We start from the raw sequence: 26,006 nt of genomic DNA on the forward strand, positions 1-26,006 counted from the left end.
GAACAAATTTTTTACTTTGCCGGAATGGTATTTCAAGGCCCGCATATGCGGGCCGTTAGTTTCCGGAGACGGAAACCGAAGCAGTATATTATTTTTCAAGATGTTATGTTGAATTAAAGTGTATAGCAGCTAAACACTTATGATGACTAAATTGCTTTTCAGGGAATTCTTTTCGCGGTTGCAGTTACCCGATTATATTTCAGCGGCGCGTTCACCGATACGCTTCAGGAATTTGCTCCTCCTTTCAGGTTTTGCATATTTTCCAACGGTATTGCCGAGCCTGTCAACCTTTACCGTTTTTATTCCGCTGAACCATAATAATCTTTTTACCATTTTCAGTTCCAGATTTCCTGTTATTCGCTGGTATATTACGGGACTCTGACACGTAAATACCAGATGGGCCGTTTTGCCTTTCAAATGCTTTATAACCTTATATCCCTTCATGTTATACGCAATCCCCGGCGTCAGGGTCCGCTCAAACCAGCCTTTTAACAAACTGGGAATCATCCCAAACCATATAGGGAAAAAAAAGACAAAATGATCCGCCCACTGTATTAATTTCTGGGAATGTTCGATTTCTTCATCAGGTTCCATCCTTTTCCTGTAACCGAAACGCAGCACGGGATCAAATTTCATGGATGACAAATCCAGAAGTTCAACAGCGTGTTTCTTTTTATCAATACCGTCGGCGTATTTTTTAAAAAGCGCCGAAACAAAACTTTCCCTGTCAGGATGTCCGTTTATTACAAGAATATTCATTGATTTTCCCCATAAAGCTAATATCATATTTATTACTCAGGGTGGTCAATATAATTGTATCCATGCTGTTCGATATTTTTTTCTATTTCCACCGGCAGGTTGTTCTGGTGGGAAACGGTGGATAAACGCACCGTCCCGTTCCCGGTTTTTGTTTTTAGCCTCGCGTCATTTGTACTTGAAACAAGGCGTCGGTCTGATTATATTTTACATATGGCAGAACAGACTTCGGCAAAGGATTCATTTTTTTCCCAATTCAATTTTTCCACGATCTTTACTCAGGAAAGACTGCTGAAACTGGGTGAGACTCTGATCGCAATTGTTGTTTTCTATCTTGTGTACCGTATCGCGAAGTATTATATAAACAAATTCGCGAGAAAAAAAATAAAGCAGGAAAAACTCGAACTTATTGATAAGGCGGTCCGCTATGTTTTCAATATTTTCATAACGCTGTATATTCTGAAAATTCTGGGCATTAATATTAACGCCATTCTCGGAGCGGCCGGTATTCTCGGGGTCGCCATTGGCTTCGCCGCCCAGACCTCAATGTCGAATATTATAAGCGGCTTTTTTATTCTTGCTGAGCATTCTCTGAAAATAGGCGATTTTATCTCAATCGATGATATTTCCGGCACTGTTCACTCTATTAATCTTCTTTCGGTAAAGCTGGTAACGCTGGATAACCAAATGGTGAGGATTCCGAATGAAAGTATTATCAAGGCAAATGTTGTAGACAGCACATTCCATCATCTGAGGCGGCTGCAGATACCGGTTGGAGTCGCCTATGATTCGGATTTGCAGCAGGTGACGGAAACTTTGCTGGGGCTTACAAAAAAGGTCCCTCTTGTTCTCCAGGACCCTCCGCCTCTTGTTATGATGGACAGTTTTGCGGACTCGGCAGTTAATGTTATCCTTGCGGTCTGGTTCAAAAAAGATGATTATACTAATGTAAAGAATGCAATTATTATGGAAGTACACCGGACTTTCAAAGAGGAAGGCATTTCAATCGCATTCCCTCAGCTTGATGTACATGTGGACAGCGCTGCCGGTGAAAATGGTCATAGTTAATAAATCATTATCTGTGCGGCTGCTTTCTTTACACATACTTTTTATAAATAAGGCGTATTCGTTTTTTTAAGTGTATAGCAGCTATACACTTAAAAATCCGTCATGTTTGAAGTTGGCGTGTGAATTGAGTGAGAGCGATAAAAGGGCGCTGAAATATCATCAATCCCGCAGCGCGGCGCGGACCGCTTCATCAGCGTGGATAATCATTGAATCATAGAGTTTGAAATCAGCTTCTTTTACAAGCAGTCCTATTTCTGTACAGCCCAGGATAATCCCTTCGGCCCCGGCTTCTATCAGTTTTTCCATAATTCCGGAAAGCTCATTTCTGGACGTATCGCTGATAATACCTCTGACCAGTTCTTCATAAATAATACGGTGGACCGTTTCCCTGTCGGCATTTTCCGGGATAACAGTCCTGATGCTGTATTTTTCATCAAGCCGTTTCCTGTAAAAGTCTTCTTCCATGGTAAACCGCGTTCCGAGAAGTCCCGTTTTTTTTATGCCGTCCTTCTTCAGCGCTTTTCCGGCGGCATCTCCAATATGTAAAAAGGGGATTCCAGTATCAGCCTCAAAATTGTCCATAACCTTATGCATTGTGTTTGTACACAGTACGATAAAATCTGCCCCGGCGGCGTGCAGCTTTTCCGCGGTATCATACAGCAGGGTTTTGAGTTCATCCCATTTTCCGGCATGCTGCTTTTCTTCAATATCCTGAAAATTAAAAGAATACATAAGGCATTTTGCCGAACTGCTGTTTCCAAGTTCCGAATTGATTTTCCGGTTTATGAATGAATAGTACTGCGCTGAAGATTCCCAGCTCATACCTCCGATTAACCCGATTGTTTTCATATTGTACTCCATATCAAAAACCGCAGATATTTATTGCCTGTGCTATTTTCTCGCCGGCATTGTAAAGTCTATAAGCGCGTCGTTGAGGTATTCATTAAAGGGTTTCATCAGTTTGAATTTTTCCGCTGCTGTCCTGATAAACTGTTCCGCATCAGTGAACTGTGAATCGCTGATCGGATATTCAATATCCCATGACTTGTGTTTCAGATATTCAGCCAGAGGATGGTCTTTGTCATATCTTCGGGGAACCGTTTTCAGTTTTTCGCCCGAGACGGTGAAGTTTTCAGTGAAGGCTGGTTTGTTTATTATTTTCAGAAATTCGTCTGTATTATTCACGAGATAATTCCGTACCATGCTTACCGCGTCGGGGAACTGGGGAACAAAAAGGCCTCCGCCTAAAAAATATTTCCCGGTGTGATGTTCAGGTAATAACCTGCCGGTATGGGCATTTTGCCTGCCTTCGATATATGCGCGCGGAATGAAGGATTGTACGGAGATTTATCATGACTGAAACGGGTATCCCGGTTTAGCCTGAAAATCAGCGTCCCCGGATCAAGTTCCCGAACCGAATCGTCAAATTCGCAGATTTTATTTATCAGAGTCAGTAGCAGGCTTTTGAATTCATTTTTGGCGGCTTCATACCCGGCCTTATTGGCGTGCATCCAGTCAATAGAATTGTTTTCCGACAATTCCGTGAGAAATTCCAGTATGCTTTTCGTTTCCATAATTTTTCCTGTTTATGACCCGCAAAAAGAATCCGCAGCTTCTATCGGCATGCAGAAAAAGAAAACGGTATGCGCGATACCGTTTTCTTTTAAAAGTTACATAAAGCCGGAATAGAAATCCGCAGTATGATTACCAGTTTTCCGCCAGTCTTTCAAAATATCCCTGCGGATGGGCGCAGGCCGGACAGGCTTTAGGCGCTTCCTTGCCTACATAAATAAATCCGCAGTTCAGACAGCGCCAGGTAGTCGGGGTTTCCTGTACCCACATATCCTTATCTTCAAGGTGCTTGATAAAAGCTTCATATCTTTTTGCGTGCTGTTTTTCGGCAATGGCAATATTTTCCATTACTTCGGCAATTGCGGTAAATCCTTCTTCACGGGCGACCTTTGCGTAATCGGGATACATGTGCTGCCATTCATGGTTTTCGCCATGAGCCGCCTGTTTGAGATTTTCCAGTGTACTCGTGCTGATAATACCCGCATCGGAAGTTGTTTCAACGGTTACTTCTCCGCCTTCAAGAAATTTGAACAGGCGTTTCGCGTGTTCTTTTTCCTGGTCAGCTGTTTCAAGAAATATAAGCTGGACCTGAACATATCCTTCATCTTTAGCCTTGCTGGCCCAGTATGTATACTTATTCCGGGCCTGTGATTCCCCTATAAAGGCGGCCACAATGTTTTTTTCTGTCTGGGTTCCTTTTAACGATTTCATTTTATCCTCCTGTGTTGTACTTATTTTTTCGTCCCCGCGGGAAACAGGCTGCTTATACATATGTCCTGCGTGAACGGATTTACAAAGGCTGTAAGAGAAACGATGTATGCTTTTTTCTCCTTTTATTCTATGTGTTACCTTTTCTCTTGTCAATTATTTTCCGGAAATCAGGCGGAAAGAGCGGTGAGAATTTCCTTTGCGTGGTTTTTCGGCGATACCTGAAGAAAAAAATGCGTAATCCGGCCTTCCTCATCTATAATCCAGGTAGTCCTGATTATTTCATCATGAATTTTTCCGAACACGGATTTTTTTGTCCATGACTCATACTGCTTTATGACTGTCATTTCAGGATCGGCAAGCATATAAAATGGCAGGCCGTATTTAAGTATTATCTTATCATGAAATGTTCCGCTTGCGGGGCTGATCCCGATTACTACCGCGCCCAGTTTTAATATATCGTCATACGCGTCCCGGACAGAACAGGCTTCCATGGCAGAGCAATGAAAATCATATTTTGGGTAAAAGTTAAGAACGACTTTTTTTCCGCGCAAAAGCGATAGCTGTATTTCCTCGTTGTTTTCGTTTTTCAGTATAAAATCAGGCGCCATATCTCCAATTTTGAGCAATGATGTGCCTCCCGTTACTATATTTATATAATAAAGATACTCAAAAATTATCTGTCCGTGATAGTTTTGCGGACAGATACTTCATATTTTTACAATGTTGCTTGACCTTCCCTGTTTTTTACGCTATATTTTTTATCAGTCTTTTCGGGCCTATAGCTCAGTTGGTTAGAGCTGCGGACTCATAATCCGTCGGTCCCTGGTTCAAGTCCAGGTGGGCCCATAGATATTTCGTTACGGTGTAACGAGTTAGAGCAAAGTACAGGTCGCGAAACTCAGTTTCGCCACACTACCACCACAAAAGGCGTGTTTTCCTCCAGTGTGCCAAGGAGTGAATATGCGTCTTTTTTATTTAACCAGGCGTAATAACATCTGGTACGTGTCATTCCGGGCTTTAGAAACTTTTCCCATCTCCGGTGATTTACAATTATATAGAAAATAATATCCCGGCTGAATAAAATAGCAATCCTTTTGGGAGGGATTGTATGAGAAGAACACGGAATGGTTCGTGGGAATAGTTAAGATCATCAAGTGAACCGGAACAGCATTTTATGATCTGCAAAGACTTTTTGAAGCACGATAAAGCGTAAGAAAAGCCTTGTCCGCTTCCTTATGTAATGCAAAAAAATAAATACTATACCGCACTATGGTGCGCCGGAGAATAAGGCGGTCAGATTCAGCCATTGCTCAAAATCCGTAGGTTCCTGACTCAAGTCCGGGCGGGCCTATAGATAATCCGTTACAATTAACGGCTTAGAGCAAAACAAGAGCCGCGAAAACAAGTCTCTCCTCACTGCCTCCACAAAAAACGTGTTTTCCTCCACTATATCAAAAGCGTAAGGCTGAAAACCTCTTGTTTTTCAGTCTGAAGTGATGAGAAAGCAGGATTTTTTCCTTGTGCCTTTTTTATCCGATCAGCAGGAACAGAGCAGGATTTGGTATATTACTTTTACAAAGTATCTAACCGGTATACGCCGGATTACCAAAACCTACAATAAGCGGAAAGTTGAATTAATAACTCAAAACTGACTTTGTGAGGGGATACCAGAAGCGTCCTGACCACATACATTCATCTTAGATGCCTATTTTATTGACTTCCGGAATCCGGACACCTCATTTTATTGTCACATTTTATATTAATTGACATACTTCTTGATTACATCACGATTTATTATTCAAAGTACATAATAATTGTGGCCTTGGCCTGACTAATTCCGGAAATAATCCGGGGAGAATATCATGGAATATACATTAACCAATGTGGTGCTGGAATTATTCAGCGCCGCTGTTTTAATCATATTGATAGTATGCCAGCTTAGCAGTACTGATAAGAATACTGTGCCGGGCCGGCTGTTTTTGCTGGTTTTGTGCCTGCATACGGCTGTGCAGCTTTGCGACGCGGTTTCCTGGGCGTTTGACGGTTACCCTGGAATATTTTTCAATGTTGTGATGAAATCGTCAAACTTTCTGGTTTACAGTCTTGGGGTCATTGATGTAGCGGTGCTGCTTCTCTATATTTCGGCCAGTATTCCCGGGGAAAAGAAATTAATCAGAATTATAAGATTTGCCGCCGCCGTGGTGGTAATTCTTTTTCATGTTATTCTCATAATAACGCAGTTCAACGGAATGCTTTATTCCATCACTGAACAGAATGTTTTCCGGTGGGGGCCGCATGTCTGGATAGTATATGCAGGAAGCGCGGTACTTTTCCTGATGATTATTATCGTTGTACTGCATCACAGGAAAACTCTGGGGAGAAAAAATACCGTAATTTTTATGACCTATGTAACGGTTCCGACTATTGCGCTTGTAATAAATTATCTTAATCTCAATCTGATGCTTGGACAGGCGTCCATCGTCCTTGCCCTGCTGATTATCTTTGTAAACATTCAGACGCAGCGGGATAAAGAGCTTAAGGACAAGGAGCTTAAACTTATGGAAAATCAGGTTGCAATCATGCTCAGTCAGATCCAGCCCCACTTTCTATTCAACTCCCTGCATACTATTGGCGCGCTTTGTGATATTGATCCGAAAACCGCAAAGGAAACTATTATTGATTTCAGCAGTTATCTCAGGCATAACCTTGAGTCCCTTTCCCGGCCCGGCCCGATTCCTTTTCTCGATGAAATGGATCATGTAAAAACCTATCTGTCCCTGGAGAAAAAACGTTTCGGTAAGAAACTGGAAATTATTTATGATATAACCCTAACGGATTTTGATATTCCGTCCCTTGCGCTCCAGCCCATAGTGGAAAACGCGGTCCGCTACGGCGCCGCAAAGCAACGGCAGGGAGGAACAGTAACTATCCGCACATCGGCGACTGACGAAGCCTGGCAGGTAACGGTTTCAGACAATGGGCAGGGATTTGATCCTACCGAAATCAAAAAGGCGGATGGGCGCAGCCATATCGGTATTGAGAACGTGCGCAGCCGGCTCCAGCTTATGTGCGGCGGTTCACTTGATATCAGCAGCGCGCCTGGGCAGGGGACAACCGCTGTTTTGAGTATACCGGAATTCAGAAATTCAAGAGATCTGCCTGCGATAAAATGGAAAAGGAAATGATATGCATATACTTATTGTAGATGATGAAGAATACATTCTTGGAGAACTCAGGAATACCGTAGAAAATCTCTTTCCGGAGCACAGCCTTTCCTGTTTCGATAACGCCGAGGATGCCCTGTCCTGCGCGGCGGAAAATTCCGTTGATGTGGCGCTTCTCGATGTTGAACTGAGCGAAATGTCCGGGCTGGATTTGGCGCTGCATCTGAAAGCTTTGAACAATAAGACCAATATTATTTTTGTCACCGCCTACGGTGATTATATGGGCAACGCTTTTTCCATGCACGCCTCCGGTTATATACTCAAGCCTGCCGGAAAGGATGAAATAGAACGGGAACTCCGGAATTTGAGGTATCCCGTAGATGACTCTGAGAGAACGCCCGTACGGATGCACTGTTTCGGAAATTTTGAGGTGTATGTACATGGAAAACTCCTTCCCATGACGCGGTCAAAATCAAAGGAACTCCTGGCTTACCTGGTGCATAAAAACGGTTCCAGTGTGACAAAAAAGGAAATCGCCGCAGTACTCTGGGAAAACCGGGGATATACCCGTTCACTGCAGCAGCAGATACGGAAAATCATGATCCGTCTGGAGCAGATTCTCAGTGATGCGGGCGTTGACGGACTGGTACGCCGTTACTGGGGCCAGATATCCATTGATACCAATATGTATACAAGTGATTATATTGATTTTTTGAACGGCGATGTCAGAGCCCTGAACACTTTCTGCGGAGAATATATGGCTGAATACAGTTGGGGTGAGTCAACCACAGGAATTCTGACAGGCCTTATGCCGAAGAAAGAAGAACTTTCAGGTATATAATTTTAACCATTGGTTTTTACAGTTTTTGACGCCGGTTTTCGGACTGGTATTCAAAATCAGTCGTTTTTTATAAAAAAATGCTTATCCCCTGCTGTTAATGATCGCCGTTTTGATTACGTCATACCATAGGGAAATTCGTTCTTGTAAACGGAAAAAACACTAAAATCAGATATTCCGAGGATGGAGAAACCTGGGCTGAGGTGACCACCTCCCCATTCACTGGTACTAATTACCCCTACACTGTATCCTACGGCGGAGGAATGTTTATCGCGGGCGCGCCGGGCGCCAAATGGCCTGTTCCCTTGACGGGATGGACTGGACCGCCACTACGATATCCCTATTCGGAACTGGCAACAATGTATACTCCAGCTTTTTGACGGGAATAAATTTTTCACAGCCGGCAGAAAAGGTAATGTTACAGTTATGTCTTCCAATAATATTGTTCAATAGAACCTGAGATAGTTGACCGGTTTTGGAACACCGTATCATTGACTGATCCGGTGTTCCGGGAATGGCTGCCAGTAATGCTATCACTGGAAAAAGTGCGGAAAGATGTCTCGCCGGATATCTTTCCGCCTTTTTTCAGAAACCATGACCATCTCTGATTGTGCGGCTGATAACCCTGCGTATGTCAGTGACCGCATCTGGCCGAGAGGTTCCGCTTCGGAAAAAAAATGCCGACTGAACAGAAACTTTATCACGGTGAATGGTGTGTTTTTCTTCCGGCGTACCAGTTTCGACCCAAAGGAGGGCACACGGCAGAACCCCAAAACTTCCGGTTTGATAAATTATCAGTGATTAGCGCTGTCTGACAGTGCGTACCGACTCAGCGTTTCTAATCAGGGTTGCCGAGTGTTATCTCTGTGAAAATAATCCCCTGTCTGTTTTCCATCCGCAGCCGCTTGCCGTCGATCCGCTGAAATACACAGGATACAATATACCCATTATTTTTTCCGGTCCGGCCTGTATTTTTTTTATAAACACTTGGCCTGTCGAGATCGATTAATGTAGCATAGCCCGCATCCCAATTAACCGAACCGATTCGCCCATAACCGTCTCCCGCGGTTTCCTTGTTTTCAAAAAAAATAGTTATATACTCATTATCTACTTCAATCCGGGAAATATAAATATCCTCCCAGACGCCATTCAGCCTTCCCCGGGGACGGGGCATAAGTGTATACATTCCATTTTGCAGTTTGGAGGTCTGTGATGTTGTGGTGACGGATTGTAAAGGACGTAATGTATTTTGAGCCTGACCCGCCGTATCGCCGTCAGCGGGTCTGCCTTTTGCTGTATCCGCGCCTGATGTGAGCGCTTCCATAATGCCGGTGTCAGGAATGTTTTTGCTGAACAGTCCCTGTACTTCCGCCTTTTCCACGGTCAGCGCTCGGAGCGACAACCGCCATTTATTACCCAAGGCAGATACCGCCCCCACAACTATTGTCTGCGCGCCCGCCATCTGCCCTATTGCCTGGGCCGAGTTGTCATCCACATCCCCTGACATCTGAAAGTGTAACTCCGTACGTATAACATCAAGCTGATTACGTTCAACAACCGTAAATGAGCGGCCGTTGACTATGTTTTCCGTAAGGGTATCAATGACATATTCAGAAAGAGCCGGATAATCGGACTTGACGGCGATTATTGCCAGTTTGGTTCCTTCCGGAATATTTTGATTAAGGTAAGCAGTCCCTTCAAGGATTGCTGAATCCAGTCCGTCAGGGACAACGGTTTCCGGGGATGAACTGCAGCCCGCTGACAGGCAAATCACAAGAATCGCGGCAGCCCAAAGTCTGGGACCGCATATCCCCAAAGCGGAAAAAACATGGGGTCTGTCTTTAGTATTATTTTTCTTTAAGTGCATAGTGTGCCATAATATTACTTATTACCATTGCGCCTGTTCCAAAATCTGACATTCAGGAACAGCCCTTATTGATCATCTTGTTTTCCAGCTGTTGAATCATGGCCTTCCTTGAAGGCATCCTTTATTTCCTGGAATAATCCTTTTTTCTTCGGCGTCTCATCGGCGCTGCTTTCTTCCTTCGGGTTCGGTTTGCGGTTCGCCGTTTCTTCATAGCCGTCTATGAAAGCCTCTTTTATGTCGCTGAAAAATCCCATATCAATACTCCTGTTGCTTTTACCGTACCCGCACCTGCGGAAAATTGTAGTCAATATAGAAATCTGACGCCCGGTCCTGTCCTGTGAGGCTTGAGATGAGCCCCAGTAATCCTCCGTAGCCTGTTTTCTTCGAGCTGTCGGGAAGGGGGACACGCCGCCGTGAGTTAATGAAAAATTCCGCGACTTAAAGGGCGGGAAAAAGAAGACCACGCTTGATCTATAGCCGTTTGAAACTTTGTCATAGTTGAAGGATCTGCTGTAATCTCCCTGCATCAGGTGCCATTCTTCACCGGAGTCCAGGTCCTTTACTACCAGGGCTTTCTGCCACGCGGTCGTATTAAGCGCGCCGGGTCCCCCGGCCAGGGCCCAATAACGGGTATCTGTAACGCTGAGGTAGACAAGGGTGCAGTCATCGGCGTACATAATATTTTCCAGGATGACGTTCACCCCGGCGTCGGCAAGGGCTGCGCCTTCTTTCTTGAAGGCTTTACGGTCCACAATCTGCGCCGGCGTTTTCGTGTTAACACTGATGGAACGGCGCAGGCTTGCGTCGGAAATGGCAAAATAGTTAACAGGCACACCCATCCTAATGCTTTCACGTTTTACCGCAAGATATTTTTCCATTAGCCGTTCCGTCTGGCGGTCCGCCGCGATCTCCTCGCTGTCGATTCCATCCAGTCCAATGTTAATGGCAAGCATGTCTGCAGCGTCCTCGGGGAAAGCGGCCCGCTCCACCCAGCCGGTTACACCGTTCGCGGTGGTAATATTGTATTCCTGCAGATTAAAGGATATTCCATTCACTGTTACTTTCTGATTTACCGTTAATTGCGCAAGGACTTCACCTTTTTTATTCCGTTTTCCATACAGGGCCGGTGCTTTCCCGTCAGACAGGGCCTGAATAAAATCGGCGGAATAGATTGAAGCGAAATACATATTGCTGTTTCCATAATACGAGGTGACGCCCTTAAAGCCGAAAAAACATATCGCCACCGCCGCTACGAGACCCAGTATTTTATTCAATATGGGGACACGCAGGATTTTATTAATAAGGGCAAACACAATAATGGCCGCCAGAACTACCAGCGGATACAGCCAGAAGGTCTTGAGCAGGATAAAGGCGCCCCGGAATCCTGCCGCGGCAATGAGGACTAGCATGGCAACAAGTCCCGCGACTATCGCTATAACTCCTACTGAAGCAATACCGCCCAAAAATTTTGCCTGCTGCCTTTCATCGCGTTTTCTTTGGCTTTCCCATGACATAATAACTCCTTGCAATGCACGTACTCATTCTTTTCGTCTGTCTTTCCCGAATGTAGTGTAAAGACATCTCTGAAAACGTCACTTTTTTGCAATTTTTATCTCCCGGAGAAAATCGCTGAATTTTGAATCTTTATGATTTAATAAACGAGCGGGTTTCTCCGAGGCTCCCCTGAAAATCCGGCCGGAGTTTTCAATGGTACTTTAATAGTATATGGAGAAAATAGTATTAACAACTTGCAAAATTGGGTGGGTTGGGGAGTCCTTGGCATTTTTGAATCCCAAAATTGTGTGATACTTGTTTTTTGGGTGGGCGGCGGACTTGCAGAGAAACCTGATATCTCTATGGCTTTTCTTTGCCCAGGTCTGAATAATACATGTCAAAAAGTTCAGCCCTGCTTTGAATATTCAGTTTCCGGTACAGATTCTTTATATGGAAGCGGGTTGTTTCATAACTGATGTTCAGCTTACCGGCGATTTGCTTGGGTACTCTGCCGGAAAGCAGCATAACTAATACCTCCTGTTCCCGGGGTGTCAGATTAACATGGTTTTCAGCGTTGATGCCTCTTAACCCCAGCCTTTGTTCGATAAACTCTAAATACTGTTTTTCTGATTCTTCAATTTCAGCTTCGGCGCTGGCCTGCTTGAATGCCTTTGCGCTGTTATGATATTCCTTTTGGGCGGTAACATGATCCTTATCCATTTCCGCCTTCCATGCCTGACGGAGGTGGTAATAAATATCATTATGTTTTTTATACTTCTCTTTACCGCATTGTTGGGCAAGAGGAGGGATTGTCAAATCCGCGACTTCAGGCTTGAAAGAGTCATAGGGCAGCAGGTTTCCCAGGGACATATCCATCCGTTCATGATCTGAACCTCCAAAGCGGATTATCGCGTCGGGAGACATGAACTCGCTGTATAAATGACGGCAGGCCCCGCACGGACCAACAGGAATGGGTGAGTCAAGGGCGGCAATGGCCAGGGCCAGGAGAGACCGTCGTCCTTCGCTGACTGCCTTGAGAAGGGCCACTTTTTCCGCGCAAACGCTCAGGCCGTAGGTTCTATTTTCAATATTACAGCCTGTGTAAATGGTACCGTCTTCCGCCAGAACCGCGGCTCCCATCCGGAAGCGGGAATACGGGGCGTAGGCCGCTTCCGCCGCTTCTCTGGCTATTTCAAAGAGTCTGTCCAAATCAATCTTTTCCAAAAAACACCGCCGCAATGTATGAATTTTCCTGGACAGGGAAACCATGAGTTGTCCGATTGCCGGCTAAGCCCTGTGTTCCGGACAGTTATCGGACAACTCAATTATACCCCAATATTCACGGGAAAAAAGAATTTATAAAAAAAACTGTGGATATCCTGTAATTAACTTTCACAGTAGGGAAACAGATTACTCTGCCGCCAAAACCGTTCCCCGGCTTTAGGACGGAAAAAATACTTTTTCCTATAAGGAATGGCTGCTTTCCAGGACCGGCATCTTCAGAAAAAAAACGATCATATAAAACATGACATAACCTGTCATGTTTTATATGGTAATATCAATTATGAAAAAGGATAATGTCTATGAAAATCAAGGATTATTACAGCCGCGACTATGCCGGGATGCTGGCGGACAGGATTTCGGAAAAATACACTGCCCTGGACAAAAAAGGGTTTATTGAGGATATTGCCGGTTCTGTGGAGGGCAAGGAGTATACGCAGAGGATGCAGGCTATCGTAGAGGTATTTGACCGCTACCTGCCGGAGTATCCTGAAACCATCAGACTATTCAGGGAATTGCTGGGGCCTGAGCTGTCATCACTTGGAAATATGTATTCGGACGGAATGTGGCTGGCGCCTATCGGCAGATATGTAGAAGAGCATTGCGCGGATCACCCCGAGCATTATGATGCATCGGCTGCGTTTATCAAGGAACTCACAAAAAGATATACCGGGGAATTCGCCATGCGTCCCTTAATCAGGGCCTATCCCCAAAAAAGCATGACAGTTCTGAAAAAGTGGAGCCAGGACAAAAGCGTGTTTGTCCGGCGGCTGTCCAGCGAATGTATGCGTATCAGCCTGCCCTGGGCAAAGAAGATGACCTCGGCTGTTGAACAATTTGACGCATATACGGAGATACTCGGTAACCTGCGGCATGATGAGGATAAGTATATCAGACTGACGGTAGCCAATAACCTGAATGATCTGTATAAATACGATAGCGAAAAGGCCCGGTTTATTGTCGATGCCTGGATGACCGATGGCACTTCAGAAGCAACCCTGTGGATTATTCACCACGGCAGCCGAAGCCTGCGGAAAAAGAAAAAAGCGCCGGAAAAAAATCATAACCCATAAGACAGGAATGATATTTAAATCCTGTATGAATTTTGCGGGACGGCTGTTTTTAAAAACTATTACTTCTCATTTTGCCGCTGCCTTCGGTTTTCCGCCCTTTACTATATTTGTTTTAGCTGGGTATAGTAATGAATAATAACACAAAACATACGGTAGAATGAGGCGGCATCTATGGGAACAATCCTGAACAGGGTTTTAGAACAAACTGGCGACCCGGAAATACTGGATAAACTTCTTTCTCTTCCAAAGGCAGATCTGAACTCTCTGCTGCTGGAACTTTTTGAACGACACACAGGCTTGTGTACTCCTGCTGATATACTAAAAGCCTATCGGTCCAACCGGTTTTCTGTCGCCGGCGACGCCGATCCGCTTACAGTTCACACTCTGGAAACACTGCTCTTAACCGAGGCGCAGAAAATGGATATCCGGACAATTCTGCTTTCTCCGTCCGCGCCTCTGGGCAGCTGCAGCGTTTTTGGATGCGTGGACCAGTACAATGTGATCAGCTCCCTGCGCGGTACGGAAATGCTGTCCGATCCTTCGAATATGCTTGCCATCATTATCGCGGATAAACTGAAAAGCAGGGCGGCAGCAAATATCACTCCATTGCATTACGCGGCGACTGCCCGGGTTGTCCGGGCCCAGGCGTTTTCCGGAGAAGGCTTCTTTGCTCACTTCGGCCTTTTTTGTATGGTATCGTCGGGTAAGGATACAGGTTCCTACTCCAGCGAAAAAGAACTGCTGGAAAAGCATTTGTTTTTTTACCGGGCGCTGCTCCGGGAACAATTCAGGGCAAGGCTATCAATCGTTCTGCGGAAACGGAGCGGATACAAAGACGGCGACGGCTTTTTCGGTAAAATGACCGAAGCTGTGCAAACCATGTTTCCTGATACGCCTCTTTCTTTTGACTATGATGATATTGACAACAAATATTACCAGGGCATCAACTTCAAGATATACATGGAAACAGGAAAGGAGAAAATTGAAATCGGCGACGGCGGGTTTGTTGACTGGATGTATCAAATGCTCGGCAGCAAAAAGGAACGCTGCTTAATCAGCGGTATTGGGTTGGACAGACTTCTTCTATTTGGGGAATAAAAAAACTTGGGCCCAGTCGCCGCCAGTCCGGGATGAAAACCAAATCCCTTGCTGTCTTGATACAGCCCGGACAAACTGCTGAATGAATGTATATGAAAATTGAATTTACTGATATAAAAAAAACGGACTACGCTGCCGTCAAACAGTTATATAGTGCGGCATTTCCCCGGGAAGAGCAGGTTCCCTTTTGGTATCCTTTCGAAAAAAGAGCATCTGTAAATGCGGCATTCCTTAATATTTTTGACGGTCACATACGCATCGGATTTATCTATCTGATTTTTAATCACGATATACTGTTCATTTTTTATCTCGCCATTGACCCGGGCCTGCATTCAAAAGGGTACAGAGGCAGGGGCATAACCGGAATAAAAAATAAGTATCCCGGATACCGTATTTTTCTGAACATAGAGGCGGTCGAAGGAAATGCGGCGAATAGGGAGTCGCGGATTAAGCGGAAGAAATTTTATACCACTAATGGATTCAAAGAATCCGGTTATATGTTCAAACAAAATGGTAAGTTATATGAAATACTGATTAACGGCCGTGTGATGAGTCCTGGGGAATTTACGGACACAATCAAAAGATATCTGGGAATTCCATTAAGTCTTTTTTTTACTCCCTGGGTATGCAAAAAAGCGAAAGATTGTATTTGATAAACCCTTATGGCAGCGGGCTGATCGAAGCGATTAGGAAACAGGACTGACGAAGAATACTATTGAGGGATTGCGAGGCTTCGGCCTTGCGGAACAGTAAACTGGTAAAGCCGCCGGTAAGCTATCAGGTTTTTTCAAATTTGATGTTTCGTTGACGGGTATAGTATTTCTATGCTACTTTATAGAAAGTAAATGATTAACCCGTGAGGGAGTAGTTAGCACGCGCAGGCGTGCGGCAAGTCAACACACTGGTATTGTTACCTGGCTTGCCTTAAAAAACGAGACTCATGTATGGTATAAAACTATACATTGAGTTTTAATTTTTCTTGCATAGTGAACTCAAGTATGGTTAATACCATATTTGAGTTTTTTTGTCTGAGCTTGAAAACTGAAAAAGGAGACAACACTATGGAGATCAGGGTACATGAAATTGGGAACTATATGCTGCGGAATTATCTGCTTGAAACAGAAACCGGATGGATTGCCATCGATACCGGTTATCCGGGAGGCTGTGATAAATTTGTTTCCTCCTTTGAAAAGCTGGCTCCGCTCGCCGAACTGAAATATATATTCCTCACCCACGTCCATGACGACCACGCCGGCTTTCTGTCCGACCTCATGGATCGCTGTGACGCCCGTCTTGTTCTCCATCCCGCCGGACTCCCTGTTCTGAAAGCAGGCGAGAACCTGGTAAAGGAGGGCGCAGGCTATTCCAGCAGGCTGGCATCGTTATTCGGGGTATTCAAAAAAGATTTCAGGTTTCCGGGTTTTAATCCCGGCAAACAGGCTCTGTATATTCAAAATGAGGAAGACCAGCTATTTGAAAGACTGGGACTGCCTGTCCGTATTGTTTTTCTTCCCGGACATACAGCTGATTCCATGGGACTATTGATGACTGAAACAGGGGATCTCTTCTGCGGAGACGCCGCAATGAATGCTGTCATCAGCGTTGCCCGTCATACAATCTGGATCGACAGCAAACGTGAGTTTCAGCTATCCTGGGATAAAATGCTGGGACTGAATCCGAAGCGAATTATCCCCGCCCACGGGAATCCTTTTCCTCCGCGGGACTTGCGGAAATACCGGCATTATCTGGATGACAGGGAGCTTGTCCCCATGCACATAAAATAATCATAATGGGCAGAATATAGGGAAGGACAGAAATGAACGCAGATGTATTCTGGAAAATTATCGGCGAATACAATACACATACAGCCATACCACAGATTGTTTTCGTCTGTGTACTCATCTTCGCGCTGATACTTTCATATAACGGAAAAATACAATGGTCGGGTAAATTCGTATTGGGGTTAGTGAATTTATTTATCAGCATTGTTTTTTTTGGAATATTCGGGACACAACCTATCCAGAAGTATTTTGCTTTGCCCCTCTATTTATGCTGCGGTTTTCTGTTTCTGTTTGAGAGTATAAAAAACCGCAGGGATACGCTTGCAAAACCGAATACTGCCCGGTTTATTCTGTTGGTCCTTATTGCGTTATATCCTGCTATATCTTTCGCTCTGGGGAACAGATTTCCCGAAATGGTAACATACATCATGCCCTGTCCTGTCATAAGTCTCAGCCTTGCTGTGTATTCGGGATACAGAAGAAAAAATATAGTGTTATTGCTGCTACTAACCCTCTGGGGTTTGACCGGTATCAAATCTATTTTCTTTAAAGCATATGAAGATATTATTCTGCTGGTCTGCGGTATATATGGCGTTTATCTCACTTACCGGGAAATCAGGAACAGATATTTTTCCGGGAAAAACACGAGTGATATATCGAAGCTGATAAAAAACGTATGACCGTGAACATCCGCGGGATATAATTGTGATTTTTTTATGAAGTAACCAGCAAAACTATTGCCATAGAGCAGGTTCCTGGACTTATATTTCTATTATTCAATCCATATTTATAAGGAGTTCATAATGGAAAAATATTTTGTTCTTACGGCTGTTTCCCTGCTGCTGGCCTGTCCCGTATTTTCCCAATCCGCCGGTCAGGAAAAAAAGCTGGTGGTTTATTTTTCCAAGTCAGGAAATACCGAAACTCTGGCCAATCATGTTCACAGTCTTGTGGGAGGCGATAAGATTAAACTTGAACCGGCGGAACCCTATCCGGCAAGCTATAGCGATACTGTCGCCCGCTATCGTCTTGAAAGGGACCGCGAAGTCCGCGTTCCCCTTCGGACCGGGATAGCAAATATGGACACGTATGATGTGGTCTTTCTTGGCTATCCGATCTGGGGCGGTACTATTCCCATGGTACTGGTAACGTTCCTTGAAAGCTATGATTTTACCGGCAAGACCATCGTTCCTTTTTGCACCAGCGGCGGCAGCGGCATAAGCCGCAGCGTAACTGATATCCGGCGGCTGGTTCCCGGAGCAGCGGTCCTGGAAGGATTTCATACTTCGTCAGGCAACGCCAGCGGGACCCGGAACGATGCGGCTGCCTGGCTCCGGCGGATCAACATTCTGGACTAAGGAAGAATGGTCGGTATTCTCCTCCCGGGCCGCCTGGTGTTACGGCCTGTTTATTCCGTCTGTTTTTTGATATCAAAGTTTAAAAGCCATGAGGGCTTCTTCCTCATCATGAGAAATCCAAGCAGTGAGATGGCAAAGGCTCCGACGACGTCCACAATAAGATCCTTCATGGTATCCATCAGCGCCATTCTGCCGAGTAGCGGGGTTTTGTCCTCCAGCATGAATTTCTGCATATTCAGGCCCAACAGTCCATCAAATGTGAATTCGTAGATTTCCCAGAACACGCCCAGCGTAACGGCAAAGCAAAAGGCAAAAATGGAAACGAACAGGGGACTCAAATGGATGAGAGCTTTTTTTGTGTCATTCAATAAAAGGACGACCGAGAACCCCAGGGCTCCCAGCATGGCTCCGCTGAATGCGTGCAGTATGGTATCCCACTGGGGTACCACAAAGTAAAAATTTCTCACCTCGCCCAGATAGATGGCGCAGTAGAGAAAAATAAAGTACATCATGAGAAAGCTGTTGGGAAGCACAATATTGAACCTGCGCCGGAAAAGAGAGGGAAGGGTCCAGACTATCACGCCAAGCACACACTGGATCAGCATGAGCGAGTAATCGCTCTTTACCTTAACCTGCGGGTCATCCGGCGGCGCTTCCCCGGGGGCGAAGTGAATCCTGATAATGATAAAAACGACGGAAAACAGCAGCGACAGGAAAACAAAGACCGATACGATCTTGCTTATGGATACTTTCTTTTTTTGCATAATACATCACTCCTGCGGATAATTTTGACTGGTATAATGTAAATATACCCATGACGGGATAGAATTGCTATGCACTCCCGCCTGTTTTTTGGAAAATAATCAGTAGAAAAGCCACAGCAGGAAGGGAAACTTTTTTATCAGTGGTGTTTTTCATAGAACACTGCATATTATCAGCAGATTCAGTGTATTTGCGTTTTTCTTTTATTTTATGGAGAAAAATGTATATATTTTAATCAGAAAACATGCTGACATCGCAGCAATGGTAAAGCAGGGAGACTGATTTTATGCGCGCAGATTTTGGTGCCGGCTCAAAACAGATTTTCGCGGGGAATATACTGTTTGTTCTCTGCTGCGTCTTTTATCTTGTATGGTGGCTTCTGGCCTCTAAGCCTGTTGGACCCATCAAAGGAATGAGATCAGGTTGGCTGCTGATCCCTGCCTGCATAACGGGACTGGCGGGAGTTATTTTGATAGTCAGGGGCATCCGGGCGGAACCTGTACGCGCGGCGCTGTTCCCGGTAAAATATCTTCTGTGGGGCGGCGCAGCCGCCTATCTTGTTTTGCTGGCTGTTACCCTGCTGCTTTTCAAACGTCCGATAACAACAGAACTGCTTTTAATTGTGGGCTGGGTCATGCTGGCGCTGGCCGAGGTCAATGCCCTGTATGGCGCGGGGAGGTTCTCCCTGCCAATGTCCCTTGTTTTGTCCATTGTAACCGGTGTGATGTGTATCTTCTGCATCGTCTGCTATGTGCTTTATTACCGGCTTGACAATCGGGCCGGATATATTGACGGCATACTCCCGCTCCTGATGGCCGCTTTGGTCATGGCCGGTATTTCCGCAGGCATGGTTATCGGAGCTGTAAAGCAATAATTACGAATCTTTCATGCCGGGCAATAAAAAATGGCCGCCTGATACAGAGACATTACTGTTGGCTAACAGCCTGATCCTGTGCGTTCTCCGAAACAGTATATCTTCCGGCCATCGCTTTATAGATATAGTTTTCATATTTGATTATCTGATATTTTTGCTGGATAAGATCCATTTTCGATGAATTCTTGCTGTTAATCGCTTCGAGCAGGTCTTTAAATCCGGCTTTTCCGGCAGTATAACGCCGGTCATAATAGTCCGCGATTTTTTCGGCAGTATCGCTGATCTCCTGCGACTTGTCAAAAATTTCAATCGATTTCTGGTAGGCAAAATAATAATACGCAACCTCATTCAAAGCCTGATTGAGCGTATCATTAAAATCAATCAGCGCAATCTGGTAATCGGCCTCTGAAATTCTGATATTGTTTCTGACCCTGTTCCAGTCAAGGAAGGGCAGGGACACGGAAACGCTGCCGAGTATGTACGGGAATTTAAATGTTGTCAGGGCTTTGCCCGAAGACGTATTGATAGCTCCGCTTAACGAGATGCTTGGATACCACTCTCTTTCTCCAGCCTTCAGGGTTTTAAATGCTTCTTCCAGCCGGTACTGGCTGGCGATGAGATCGGGCCGGTTCGCCAGAACCGATAAGGGAACATCAACGTTGACGCCCAGATTCTTTTGATCAAGAAGACTGGAATACACTATCCCCAGATCTTCATCAGGTTTTATATTCAGAATATTTCTGAGGCTTTGTTCCATTTCCCTGAACTGCGTTTCGAGGTCCAGCAGACTTTTCTGTCCGGACAGCAGGTTCTGTTCGGCCTGAAGCAATTCCAGCCCGTCCGTCGCTCCAATGCGGTACTGGTTTCCGATAATCTCTTCTATTTCCGTATATGAATTTATATTTTCATTTGTCAGCGCGATCGCGTTTTCCAGGTATTCAAGGTTAAAGAATAAATCAATGACACTGTTAATAAGGCTCAGTTTGGCCGTAGCCTGATCCATAACCGTGGCTTTAAGTTCAAATTCCTGGGCTGATCTGGCGTTTCTGATTTTTCCGTAAAGGTCAATTTCATAACTTAATCCCACTTCTCCGGAAAAGGTATTGGCAAAATTATCATCTTTATAGATTGCCCTTTGGGAGGAAGCCTTCAGGCTGCTGTCAAATGTCGGGAAAAAGTCTGATGTGGTCAGACTCAAATTGTAGAGCTGCTTATTGATATTGACGGCTGCTTTCAGATAATCCGGATTTCTTTCCAGCGCGATTTCAATCAGACGGTTAATCTCTTCATTATCATACTGTTTCCACCATTCTTCATCCGAGACATACTTTTCCTGTATTTCTTCCGTATACTCAAGGATATCGGTTAAATGCTGCTGCTGATATTTACTTGAAACGCACCCCGTCAGAACGAGAAAACAGCAAAGAATAATTAGTTTTACAGCCGGGTATTTTTTCATATTACTCACTCGCTAAGGCGTCGATTGGATTAAGATTAGAGGCATTTCTTGCCGGCACAAATCCAAAAATAATTCCGATGCCGGTAGAAGAAACCATGGCCAGAATGACTGAAGCTGCCGAAAAGTCCATCCCGAATGTTTTCGAGAATGTATTAAAACCAAGGCCGATAAGCAGGGCCAATACCACTCCCAGGATACCGCCTACGATACAGATCAGAATGGCTTCGATCAGAAACTGCTGGAGAATATCCAGCTGTTTCGCGCCGATTGCCATACGGATGCCGATTTCCCTGGTCCGTTCTGTTACCGAAACCAGCATGATATTCATTACGCCAATCCCGCCTACAATCAAAGAGATCACCGCAATGCTGGCGATGAGCAGTTTCATTATGTTCGTCGTACTTTCAATAGTCTGCTTTATGCTGTCGCTGTTAATCATAAAAAAGTCTTTTTTCCCGTGCAGTGCGGTCAGGACCATTTCAATACCTTCTTCCGCTACCTGGGAATTGACGCTGTCGGATACCTTTACCGTAATGGAATTGATATCGCTCGATCCGTTAATTTTATACATGGCTGTAGTATAAGGCGTCCGGAGTGTAATGGAATCACCCATCGGGCCTGCGCTGTTTTCTTTTTCCAGAACCCCGATTATTTCAAGTGGCTTTTTATTGAACATGATAATTGAACCTATCGGGTTCGGGGTATTTGAAAAAACCTGTTTCCGGGTATTGTCATCGATTACCACAACCGACGCTATGTTATCCGCTTCTTCCTGCGTAAAGATACGCCCCATAGCGATTTTTTTTCCTTCCACATCAAAATACTCCGCGCCGACGCCGGTTAACTGGGCCGTCAGGGAATTATTCTCGTAAAGCAAAACACCGCTTGCCGACACATTAGGAGTTGAACTGTCAATAAAGCTCAGCTTCCCCAGATAGTCCGAATCACTGACTTTCAGTGTTTTGACTTTTCCCGAACGCATATCGCCGAACCCGGTCCCGGGCATAATTTGAATTGTGTTCGTTCCCATGGAACTGATCTGCTCCATGATTTTTTCCTGGGAAGAATTTCCAAGGGCAACCACCGACACAACAGAGGCAATGCCGATAATAATCCCGAGCATGGTCAGGAGAGACCTCATTTTATTTGCAATGATGGCATGAATGGACATATTGAACGATTCAATGAACCGGTATTTGATCACATCTTTTTTGCTTCGCTTGATTCCTTCGACCTTGTTTTTCATTTCATGGATATCTGATGTCTTCCGTACGTCCGATATTATCTGCCCATCCTTGATTTCAATTTGCCTGCTTGCCTGCGCGGCGATTTTGCTGTCATGAGTGACCAGGATAATAGTATGTCCCTGTTTGTGCAAATTTTTGATGACCGCCATCACATTCTCGCCGCTTTTGGAATCGAGCGCTCCGGTCGGTTCGTCCGCGAGGATTATTTCTCCTCCGTTCATCAGGGCCCGGGCAATACTGACTCTTTGCTGCTGTCCGCCCGAGAGTTCGTTCGGTTTATTATTCATTCTGTCGCCAAGGTCCAGACTTTTCAGAAGTTCTTCGGCCCTTTTATTTCTGTCTTCGGCGTTAAGCCCCAGATAAATAGCGGGCAGGGCGGCGTTTTCATGGGCCTTCAGTGTCGGCAGCAGATTATATCTTTGAAAAATAAACCCGAAGGTTCTGCACCGCAGTTCCGCAAGCTCATCCTTGTCCATTTTTTCCGCCTCGGTACCGCTTATTTTATATGATCCTGAAGTCGGCACATCCAGACAGCCGATAATGTTCATCAGCGTAGACTTCCCCGAGCCTGACTGCCCGACGATGGCTACAAAATCACCCTTTTCAACAGACAGATCAATATCTTTCAGAATATGGACCCGGTTATCACCCTTACCGAAAAATTTATTGATCTTTGTTAATTCAATAATGTTCATGCTAGAAACCTCTCCGCCCGCCCGAGCTTGAGGCGCTGCTCGCTATTTCTGATGCGGACATCTGGGCCGTGACAACCGTGTCTCCTTCATTGAGGCCGCTCCTGACTTCCACATTCAGGCCGTCGGATATTCCGGTTTCGATATTTCTCTGTTCCACACCGTTCTTTGTCAGGACTTCAACATACTTATTGTTTCCGTTTTCTTTAATCGCTATTGATGAAACAGTGAGTGCGTTATCAGCATGGGACACGTAAATCACGTTTTGCGTGGTCATACCGATCCTCAGCTTGCCGTCTTCATTCGGAACATTCAGCCTGCCGTAATAATAGATCGCTTCGCTTGATCCCACGACTCCCGTATATTCGCCATTCGAGAGCAGCGTCAGTCCGGGGTCAATGGATTTCAGTGTTGTTTCATGAACAGTGCCGAGATCGGCAAGGATTGAATAGGTGACCTTCAGGTCTGGCTGGATGTTGCTGATATCGCCTTCGGAAATTTCAATCAGGATTTCCATATTGCTCAAATCGGCAATCTGGACAATAGTAGGCGTACTCATGGCAGCGTTTACGGTCTGCCCCTGTTTTACCGGAATGGAAACAATCATTCCGCTGAAGGGCGCGGTTATCTTTGTGTATCCCAGATTTGTTTCCGCTGTACTCAGGGATATATTGGCTTCTTCCAGCGCGCTTTGTATCTGGCTGACATTTGAGCGCGCCGTTTCATAGGCACTCTGGGCGTTTTCCAGTTCTTCAGTGGACGCCGCGTTTTCTTTTCTCAGCGCCTGCAGACGTTTGTACTGTCGTTCCGCGATTGCGAGAGATGTTTTCGATGCGTCAAGCTGTATCTGATAACTGGTGACTTTTGATTTGTTGCTGTCGACCTCGTTCTGCTGTGTTGTCGAATCGATTTCAGCAATCAGATCGCCTTCCTGGACTTCCTGCCCGACCGCGACATACAGTTTTTCTATTTTTCCGGAAGCCTGCGCGCCCACGGTTACCAGATCAATAGCCCTGACTTCACCGCTCGCATTCACGATTTTTTGAATGCTTTGCCGTTTTACCGTTTCGGTGATATATGTTATTTTGTTTTTGCTTTTATAGTGATTAAAAATCAGGAAAAACAGGACAACCGCGATGATCACTATCAGCCCTATTATAACAAGCTTTTTATGGGTTTTAAAAAATTTCATAGCGTCAGATCATCCTTTTGAAAATTATGTTTTTTATGGTCTCTCGCATTTTCATAAACAAACCCTTTCCCGCCGGAGCGATTGAATAATCAGCCGTTCACTTTTTATGAGAAATACACTTCTTTTTGATTTTTTTCCGAACTATATATATGCAATGCAAAAGATTTGGGAGACGCTATATTTCCGCGATAACAGCTTCCGCCTTTGCTTTCTGTTTCCGTAAGGTTTCCAATATCATGAGCATTTGTGCGGCTCATTTTGCTCCTTCCTGATTAGAATATAATACTTTCATTAAAGAAATTGTCCGGCAAACGGGAAAAATATAAAAAATAACATATTTTTATTTTTTATATATATGCTGTTTACTTTACGTCTTATAGTAACTTACTGGATGGAGAAATATCCGGCGCCACCCGAACGGGTAAAAAAAGAAAGTCCGGTCATGCGGGAGAATTTGATCCGGAGAGCGGAGAGGATTCTGATTCAGGAATCGCCGCCTTTTCAGAGTTCACAACTGCTTTGACAAATTCAGCCCCGCTTACTCCATATCAAATACAACTTTAATTGCGGTGTCGGGATCCGCGGCGGTTTCAAAAGCCGTTTCAAATTCAGACAGCCTGAACGTATGGCTAATGATGTCGGTGACCCGGGTATTATTCATGGCAAGATTGCTGATTACTTCCTGAATGTCGGTGTTGTTATATCCGCGGGAACCCATAATTACGGCTTCTGTACTCATAATCTGCCGGAAATTGAGCGGCACGTCCTTTTTCTGTACCGCGATACAGCTGAGAACAGCTCCGGGTTTTGCCATATTCAGAAAATCGGCGGCAATATTCGGCGCGCCCGCGCAGTCGATCACCGCGTCAATGTTGAGGGCCCTGCCCGGACTCAAAGTTATTGATGGTCCGTTCATAGTTATAACCGGCGTATTGCTTTGTACTTCTCCGAAATATTTCACCAGGTATTGCTGTATACTCTCTCTCCGGGGATTGCAGGGAATAGCTCCCATACTTTCCGCCAGCGCGAGTCTTTTATCGCTCAGGTCCGCGACAGCGACATTTTTGTTTCCCTGGGCTATTAAGGCGTTCAGTGCGCATAGTCCGATAGTTCCCGCTCCGTATATAAGGACATTGTCCCCGGGTTTTATTCCCGGGCGGTTCTTTCCGTGAGTCCCCACGGAAAAAGGTTCAATCAGTACGGCATTATCAAAGGAAAGCGAATCAGGCAGCGGAAAAATATTATAATCAAGGCAGGCGTTAAGAACCCGGACATATTGGGAAAAGGCCCCGGCCATATCGCTGTCCCATGGGTCCCTCACCGTTGTGTTCGGGTTCACAAAAACACGGCTTCCCTCCGCAATGTCTCTCACATTTTTTCCAACCTTATCCACGTAACCGACCATCTCGTGGCCGAATTCCCTCCCCGGAAATATGCCTGAACTCATGGTCCCGTACAAATACCCGGCGACATCGGAACCGCAGATACCGGAACGGATATTCCGCACGATAACATCATCCGGCCCGCAGTCCGGTACCGGTATTTCATGCATTTCTATTTTTTTTACATCCCGGTAAATCAGCGCTTTCATAATATGCCTCCTGAAAAACAGCTGTATGATTAAGATCATTTGAATGATATAAATCACTTGCATTATATACTACAAATGTAGTATTATAGATATGTGATGGTCAAGAAATTTTGGCCCGCATCCGGACA

The 26,006-nt window shown here is 45.1% G+C and carries 22 protein-coding genes, 1 tRNA gene and 1 pseudogene; 11 read left to right on the forward strand and 13 right to left on the reverse strand.

Going from position 1 to position 26,006, the window contains the following annotated elements; translation table 11 throughout:
* Positions 1–192: 192 nt before the first annotated feature.
* Positions 193–786 carry an NAD(P)H-dependent oxidoreductase gene (locus tag K7I13_RS12340; RefSeq protein ID WP_255946114.1) on the reverse strand — a complete coding sequence of 198 codons (594 nt, stop codon included), beginning with the start codon at positions 784–786 and terminating at the stop codon, positions 193–195.
* Positions 787–969: 183 nt separating this feature from the next.
* Here K7I13_RS12340 and K7I13_RS12345 point away from each other — a divergent pair, with 183 nt between their 5' ends.
* The gene (locus K7I13_RS12345; RefSeq protein WP_255946116.1) at positions 970–1,824 is read left to right on the forward strand and encodes a mechanosensitive ion channel family protein; all 855 of its coding nucleotides are present in this window, start codon (positions 970–972) and stop codon (positions 1,822–1,824) included.
* Positions 1,825–1,983: 159 nt separating this feature from the next.
* Here K7I13_RS12345 and K7I13_RS12350 read toward each other — a convergent pair whose 3' ends face one another.
* From K7I13_RS12350 to K7I13_RS12370, 4 genes and pseudogenes are all read right to left on the reverse strand, one after another.
* Complete coding sequence (locus K7I13_RS12350; RefSeq protein WP_255946118.1) at positions 1,984–2,673, reverse strand: aspartate/glutamate racemase family protein; 690 nt, start codon at positions 2,671–2,673, stop codon at positions 1,984–1,986.
* 42 nt (positions 2,674–2,715) lie between these two features.
* A pseudogene (locus K7I13_RS15735) lies at positions 2,716–3,398 on the reverse strand (DUF2461 domain-containing protein).
* Between the two features lie 130 nt (positions 3,399–3,528).
* Positions 3,529–4,107 (reverse strand): rubrerythrin, encoded by a 579-nt coding sequence (rbr, locus tag K7I13_RS12365; RefSeq protein ID WP_255946124.1) that lies wholly within the window; start codon positions 4,105–4,107, stop codon positions 3,529–3,531.
* 167 nt (positions 4,108–4,274) lie between these two features.
* The gene (locus K7I13_RS12370) at positions 4,275–4,733 is read right to left on the reverse strand and encodes a peroxiredoxin (protein WP_255946126.1); all 459 of its coding nucleotides are present in this window, start codon (positions 4,731–4,733) and stop codon (positions 4,275–4,277) included.
* 146 nt (positions 4,734–4,879) lie between these two features.
* On the opposite strand from K7I13_RS12370, the gene K7I13_RS12375 reads away from it, so the two are divergent.
* From K7I13_RS12375 to K7I13_RS12385, 3 genes are all read left to right on the forward strand, one after another.
* Positions 4,880–4,953, forward strand: a tRNA-Ile gene (locus K7I13_RS12375).
* Positions 4,954–5,969: 1,016 nt separating this feature from the next.
* Complete coding sequence (locus K7I13_RS12380; protein WP_255946128.1) at positions 5,970–7,292, forward strand: sensor histidine kinase; 1,323 nt, start codon at positions 5,970–5,972, stop codon at positions 7,290–7,292.
* A gap of 1 nt (position 7,293) precedes the next feature.
* On the forward strand, positions 7,294–8,112 hold the full coding sequence (locus K7I13_RS12385) for a response regulator (RefSeq protein ID WP_255946130.1): 819 nt from the start codon (positions 7,294–7,296) through the stop codon (positions 8,110–8,112).
* Positions 8,113–8,947: 835 nt separating this feature from the next.
* On the opposite strand, the gene K7I13_RS12390 is transcribed toward K7I13_RS12385, so the two are convergent.
* The 3 genes from K7I13_RS12390 to K7I13_RS15940 form a co-directional block, all read right to left on the reverse strand.
* Positions 8,948–9,976, reverse strand: coding sequence for a CsgG/HfaB family protein (locus K7I13_RS12390; protein WP_255946132.1), 1,029 nt, complete (start codon positions 9,974–9,976; stop codon positions 8,948–8,950).
* Positions 9,977–10,041: 65 nt separating this feature from the next.
* Positions 10,042–11,490 (reverse strand): YihY/virulence factor BrkB family protein, encoded by a 1,449-nt coding sequence (locus K7I13_RS12395; RefSeq protein ID WP_255946135.1) that lies wholly within the window; start codon positions 11,488–11,490, stop codon positions 10,042–10,044.
* 340 nt (positions 11,491–11,830) lie between these two features.
* Complete coding sequence (locus K7I13_RS15940; protein WP_439647442.1) at positions 11,831–12,694, reverse strand: cytidine deaminase; 864 nt, start codon at positions 12,692–12,694, stop codon at positions 11,831–11,833.
* Positions 12,695–13,053: 359 nt separating this feature from the next.
* Here K7I13_RS15940 and K7I13_RS12410 point away from each other — a divergent pair, with 359 nt between their 5' ends.
* The 6 genes from K7I13_RS12410 (at position 13,054) to K7I13_RS12435 (ending at position 18,061) form a co-directional block, all read left to right on the forward strand.
* The gene (locus tag K7I13_RS12410; RefSeq protein WP_255946137.1) at positions 13,054–13,824 is read left to right on the forward strand and encodes a DNA alkylation repair protein; all 771 of its coding nucleotides are present in this window, start codon (positions 13,054–13,056) and stop codon (positions 13,822–13,824) included.
* A gap of 171 nt (positions 13,825–13,995) precedes the next feature.
* Positions 13,996–14,922 carry a hypothetical protein gene (locus K7I13_RS12415; protein WP_255946140.1) on the forward strand — a complete coding sequence of 309 codons (927 nt, stop codon included), beginning with the start codon at positions 13,996–13,998 and terminating at the stop codon, positions 14,920–14,922.
* 92 nt (positions 14,923–15,014) lie between these two features.
* On the forward strand, positions 15,015–15,575 hold the full coding sequence (locus tag K7I13_RS12420) for a GNAT family N-acetyltransferase (protein WP_255946142.1): 561 nt from the start codon (positions 15,015–15,017) through the stop codon (positions 15,573–15,575).
* 408 nt (positions 15,576–15,983) lie between these two features.
* On the forward strand, positions 15,984–16,706 hold the full coding sequence (locus K7I13_RS12425) for an MBL fold metallo-hydrolase (RefSeq protein WP_255946144.1): 723 nt from the start codon (positions 15,984–15,986) through the stop codon (positions 16,704–16,706).
* Between the two features lie 32 nt (positions 16,707–16,738).
* On the forward strand, positions 16,739–17,383 hold the full coding sequence (locus K7I13_RS12430; RefSeq protein WP_255946145.1) for a DUF6064 family protein: 645 nt from the start codon (positions 16,739–16,741) through the stop codon (positions 17,381–17,383).
* A gap of 123 nt (positions 17,384–17,506) precedes the next feature.
* Positions 17,507–18,061, forward strand: a complete 555-nt coding sequence (locus tag K7I13_RS12435) for a flavodoxin (RefSeq protein WP_255946146.1) — start codon at positions 17,507–17,509, stop codon at positions 18,059–18,061.
* 50 nt (positions 18,062–18,111) lie between these two features.
* Here the strand turns inward: K7I13_RS12435 and K7I13_RS12440 are convergent, their stop codons facing one another.
* Positions 18,112–18,825, reverse strand: a complete 714-nt coding sequence (locus tag K7I13_RS12440) for a DUF2238 domain-containing protein (protein WP_255946147.1) — start codon at positions 18,823–18,825, stop codon at positions 18,112–18,114.
* A gap of 284 nt (positions 18,826–19,109) precedes the next feature.
* On the opposite strand from K7I13_RS12440, the gene K7I13_RS12445 reads away from it, so the two are divergent.
* Positions 19,110–19,697 (forward strand): hypothetical protein, encoded by a 588-nt coding sequence (locus K7I13_RS12445; protein ID WP_255946148.1) that lies wholly within the window; start codon positions 19,110–19,112, stop codon positions 19,695–19,697.
* A 52-nt stretch (positions 19,698–19,749) separates the two neighbouring features.
* On the opposite strand, the gene K7I13_RS12450 is transcribed toward K7I13_RS12445, so the two are convergent.
* The 4 genes from K7I13_RS12450 to K7I13_RS12465 form a co-directional block, all read right to left on the reverse strand.
* Entirely contained in the window at positions 19,750–21,156 is a 1,407-nt protein-coding gene (locus K7I13_RS12450) for an efflux transporter outer membrane subunit (protein ID WP_255946149.1), read from the reverse strand.
* A 1-nt stretch (position 21,157) separates the two neighbouring features.
* Entirely contained in the window at positions 21,158–23,098 is a 1,941-nt protein-coding gene (locus K7I13_RS12455) for a MacB family efflux pump subunit (RefSeq protein ID WP_255946150.1), read from the reverse strand.
* 1 nt (position 23,099) lies between these two features.
* Positions 23,100–24,287 carry an efflux RND transporter periplasmic adaptor subunit gene (locus K7I13_RS12460; protein WP_255946151.1) on the reverse strand — a complete coding sequence of 396 codons (1,188 nt, stop codon included), beginning with the start codon at positions 24,285–24,287 and terminating at the stop codon, positions 23,100–23,102.
* Between the two features lie 538 nt (positions 24,288–24,825).
* Complete coding sequence (locus tag K7I13_RS12465; RefSeq protein ID WP_255946152.1) at positions 24,826–25,878, reverse strand: zinc-dependent alcohol dehydrogenase; 1,053 nt, start codon at positions 25,876–25,878, stop codon at positions 24,826–24,828.
* Positions 25,879–26,006 lie beyond the last annotated feature (128 nt).

The organism is Brucepastera parasyntrophica, from assembly GCF_022376835.1.
Classification (GTDB): Bacteria; Spirochaetota; Spirochaetia; order Treponematales; family Treponemataceae; genus Brucepastera; species Brucepastera parasyntrophica.

Excerpts from the sequence above, each read along its gene's own strand:
- K7I13_RS12340 (WP_255946114.1), bottom strand. The coding sequence starts at position 786 with ATGATATTAGCTTTATGGGGAAAATCAATGAATATTCTTGTAATAAAC.
- K7I13_RS12345 (WP_255946116.1), top strand. The coding sequence starts at position 970 with ATGGCAGAACAGACTTCGGCAAAGGATTCATTTTTTTCCCAATTCAAT.
- K7I13_RS12350 (WP_255946118.1), bottom strand. The coding sequence starts at position 2,673 with ATGAAAACAATCGGGTTAATCGGAGGTATGAGCTGGGAATCTTCAGCG.
- rbr (WP_255946124.1), bottom strand. The coding sequence starts at position 4,107 with ATGAAATCGTTAAAAGGAACCCAGACAGAAAAAAACATTGTGGCCGCC.
- K7I13_RS12380 (WP_255946128.1), top strand. The coding sequence starts at position 5,970 with ATGGAATATACATTAACCAATGTGGTGCTGGAATTATTCAGCGCCGCT.
- K7I13_RS12385 (WP_255946130.1), top strand. The coding sequence starts at position 7,294 with ATGCATATACTTATTGTAGATGATGAAGAATACATTCTTGGAGAACTC.
- K7I13_RS12390 (WP_255946132.1), bottom strand. The coding sequence starts at position 9,976 with ATGCACTTAAAGAAAAATAATACTAAAGACAGACCCCATGTTTTTTCC.
- K7I13_RS12395 (WP_255946135.1), bottom strand. The coding sequence starts at position 11,490 with ATGTCATGGGAAAGCCAAAGAAAACGCGATGAAAGGCAGCAGGCAAAA.
- K7I13_RS12410 (WP_255946137.1), top strand. The coding sequence starts at position 13,054 with ATGAAAATCAAGGATTATTACAGCCGCGACTATGCCGGGATGCTGGCG.
- K7I13_RS12415 (WP_255946140.1), top strand. The coding sequence starts at position 13,996 with ATGGGAACAATCCTGAACAGGGTTTTAGAACAAACTGGCGACCCGGAA.
- K7I13_RS12420 (WP_255946142.1), top strand. The coding sequence starts at position 15,015 with ATGAAAATTGAATTTACTGATATAAAAAAAACGGACTACGCTGCCGTC.
- K7I13_RS12425 (WP_255946144.1), top strand. The coding sequence starts at position 15,984 with ATGGAGATCAGGGTACATGAAATTGGGAACTATATGCTGCGGAATTAT.
- K7I13_RS12430 (WP_255946145.1), top strand. The coding sequence starts at position 16,739 with ATGAACGCAGATGTATTCTGGAAAATTATCGGCGAATACAATACACAT.
- K7I13_RS12435 (WP_255946146.1), top strand. The coding sequence starts at position 17,507 with ATGGAAAAATATTTTGTTCTTACGGCTGTTTCCCTGCTGCTGGCCTGT.
- K7I13_RS12440 (WP_255946147.1), bottom strand. The coding sequence starts at position 18,825 with ATGCAAAAAAAGAAAGTATCCATAAGCAAGATCGTATCGGTCTTTGTT.
- K7I13_RS12445 (WP_255946148.1), top strand. The coding sequence starts at position 19,110 with ATGCGCGCAGATTTTGGTGCCGGCTCAAAACAGATTTTCGCGGGGAAT.
- K7I13_RS12450 (WP_255946149.1), bottom strand. The coding sequence starts at position 21,156 with ATGAAAAAATACCCGGCTGTAAAACTAATTATTCTTTGCTGTTTTCTC.
- K7I13_RS12455 (WP_255946150.1), bottom strand. The coding sequence starts at position 23,098 with ATGAACATTATTGAATTAACAAAGATCAATAAATTTTTCGGTAAGGGT.
- K7I13_RS12460 (WP_255946151.1), bottom strand. The coding sequence starts at position 24,287 with ATGAAATTTTTTAAAACCCATAAAAAGCTTGTTATAATAGGGCTGATA.
- K7I13_RS12465 (WP_255946152.1), bottom strand. The coding sequence starts at position 25,878 with ATGAAAGCGCTGATTTACCGGGATGTAAAAAAAATAGAAATGCATGAA.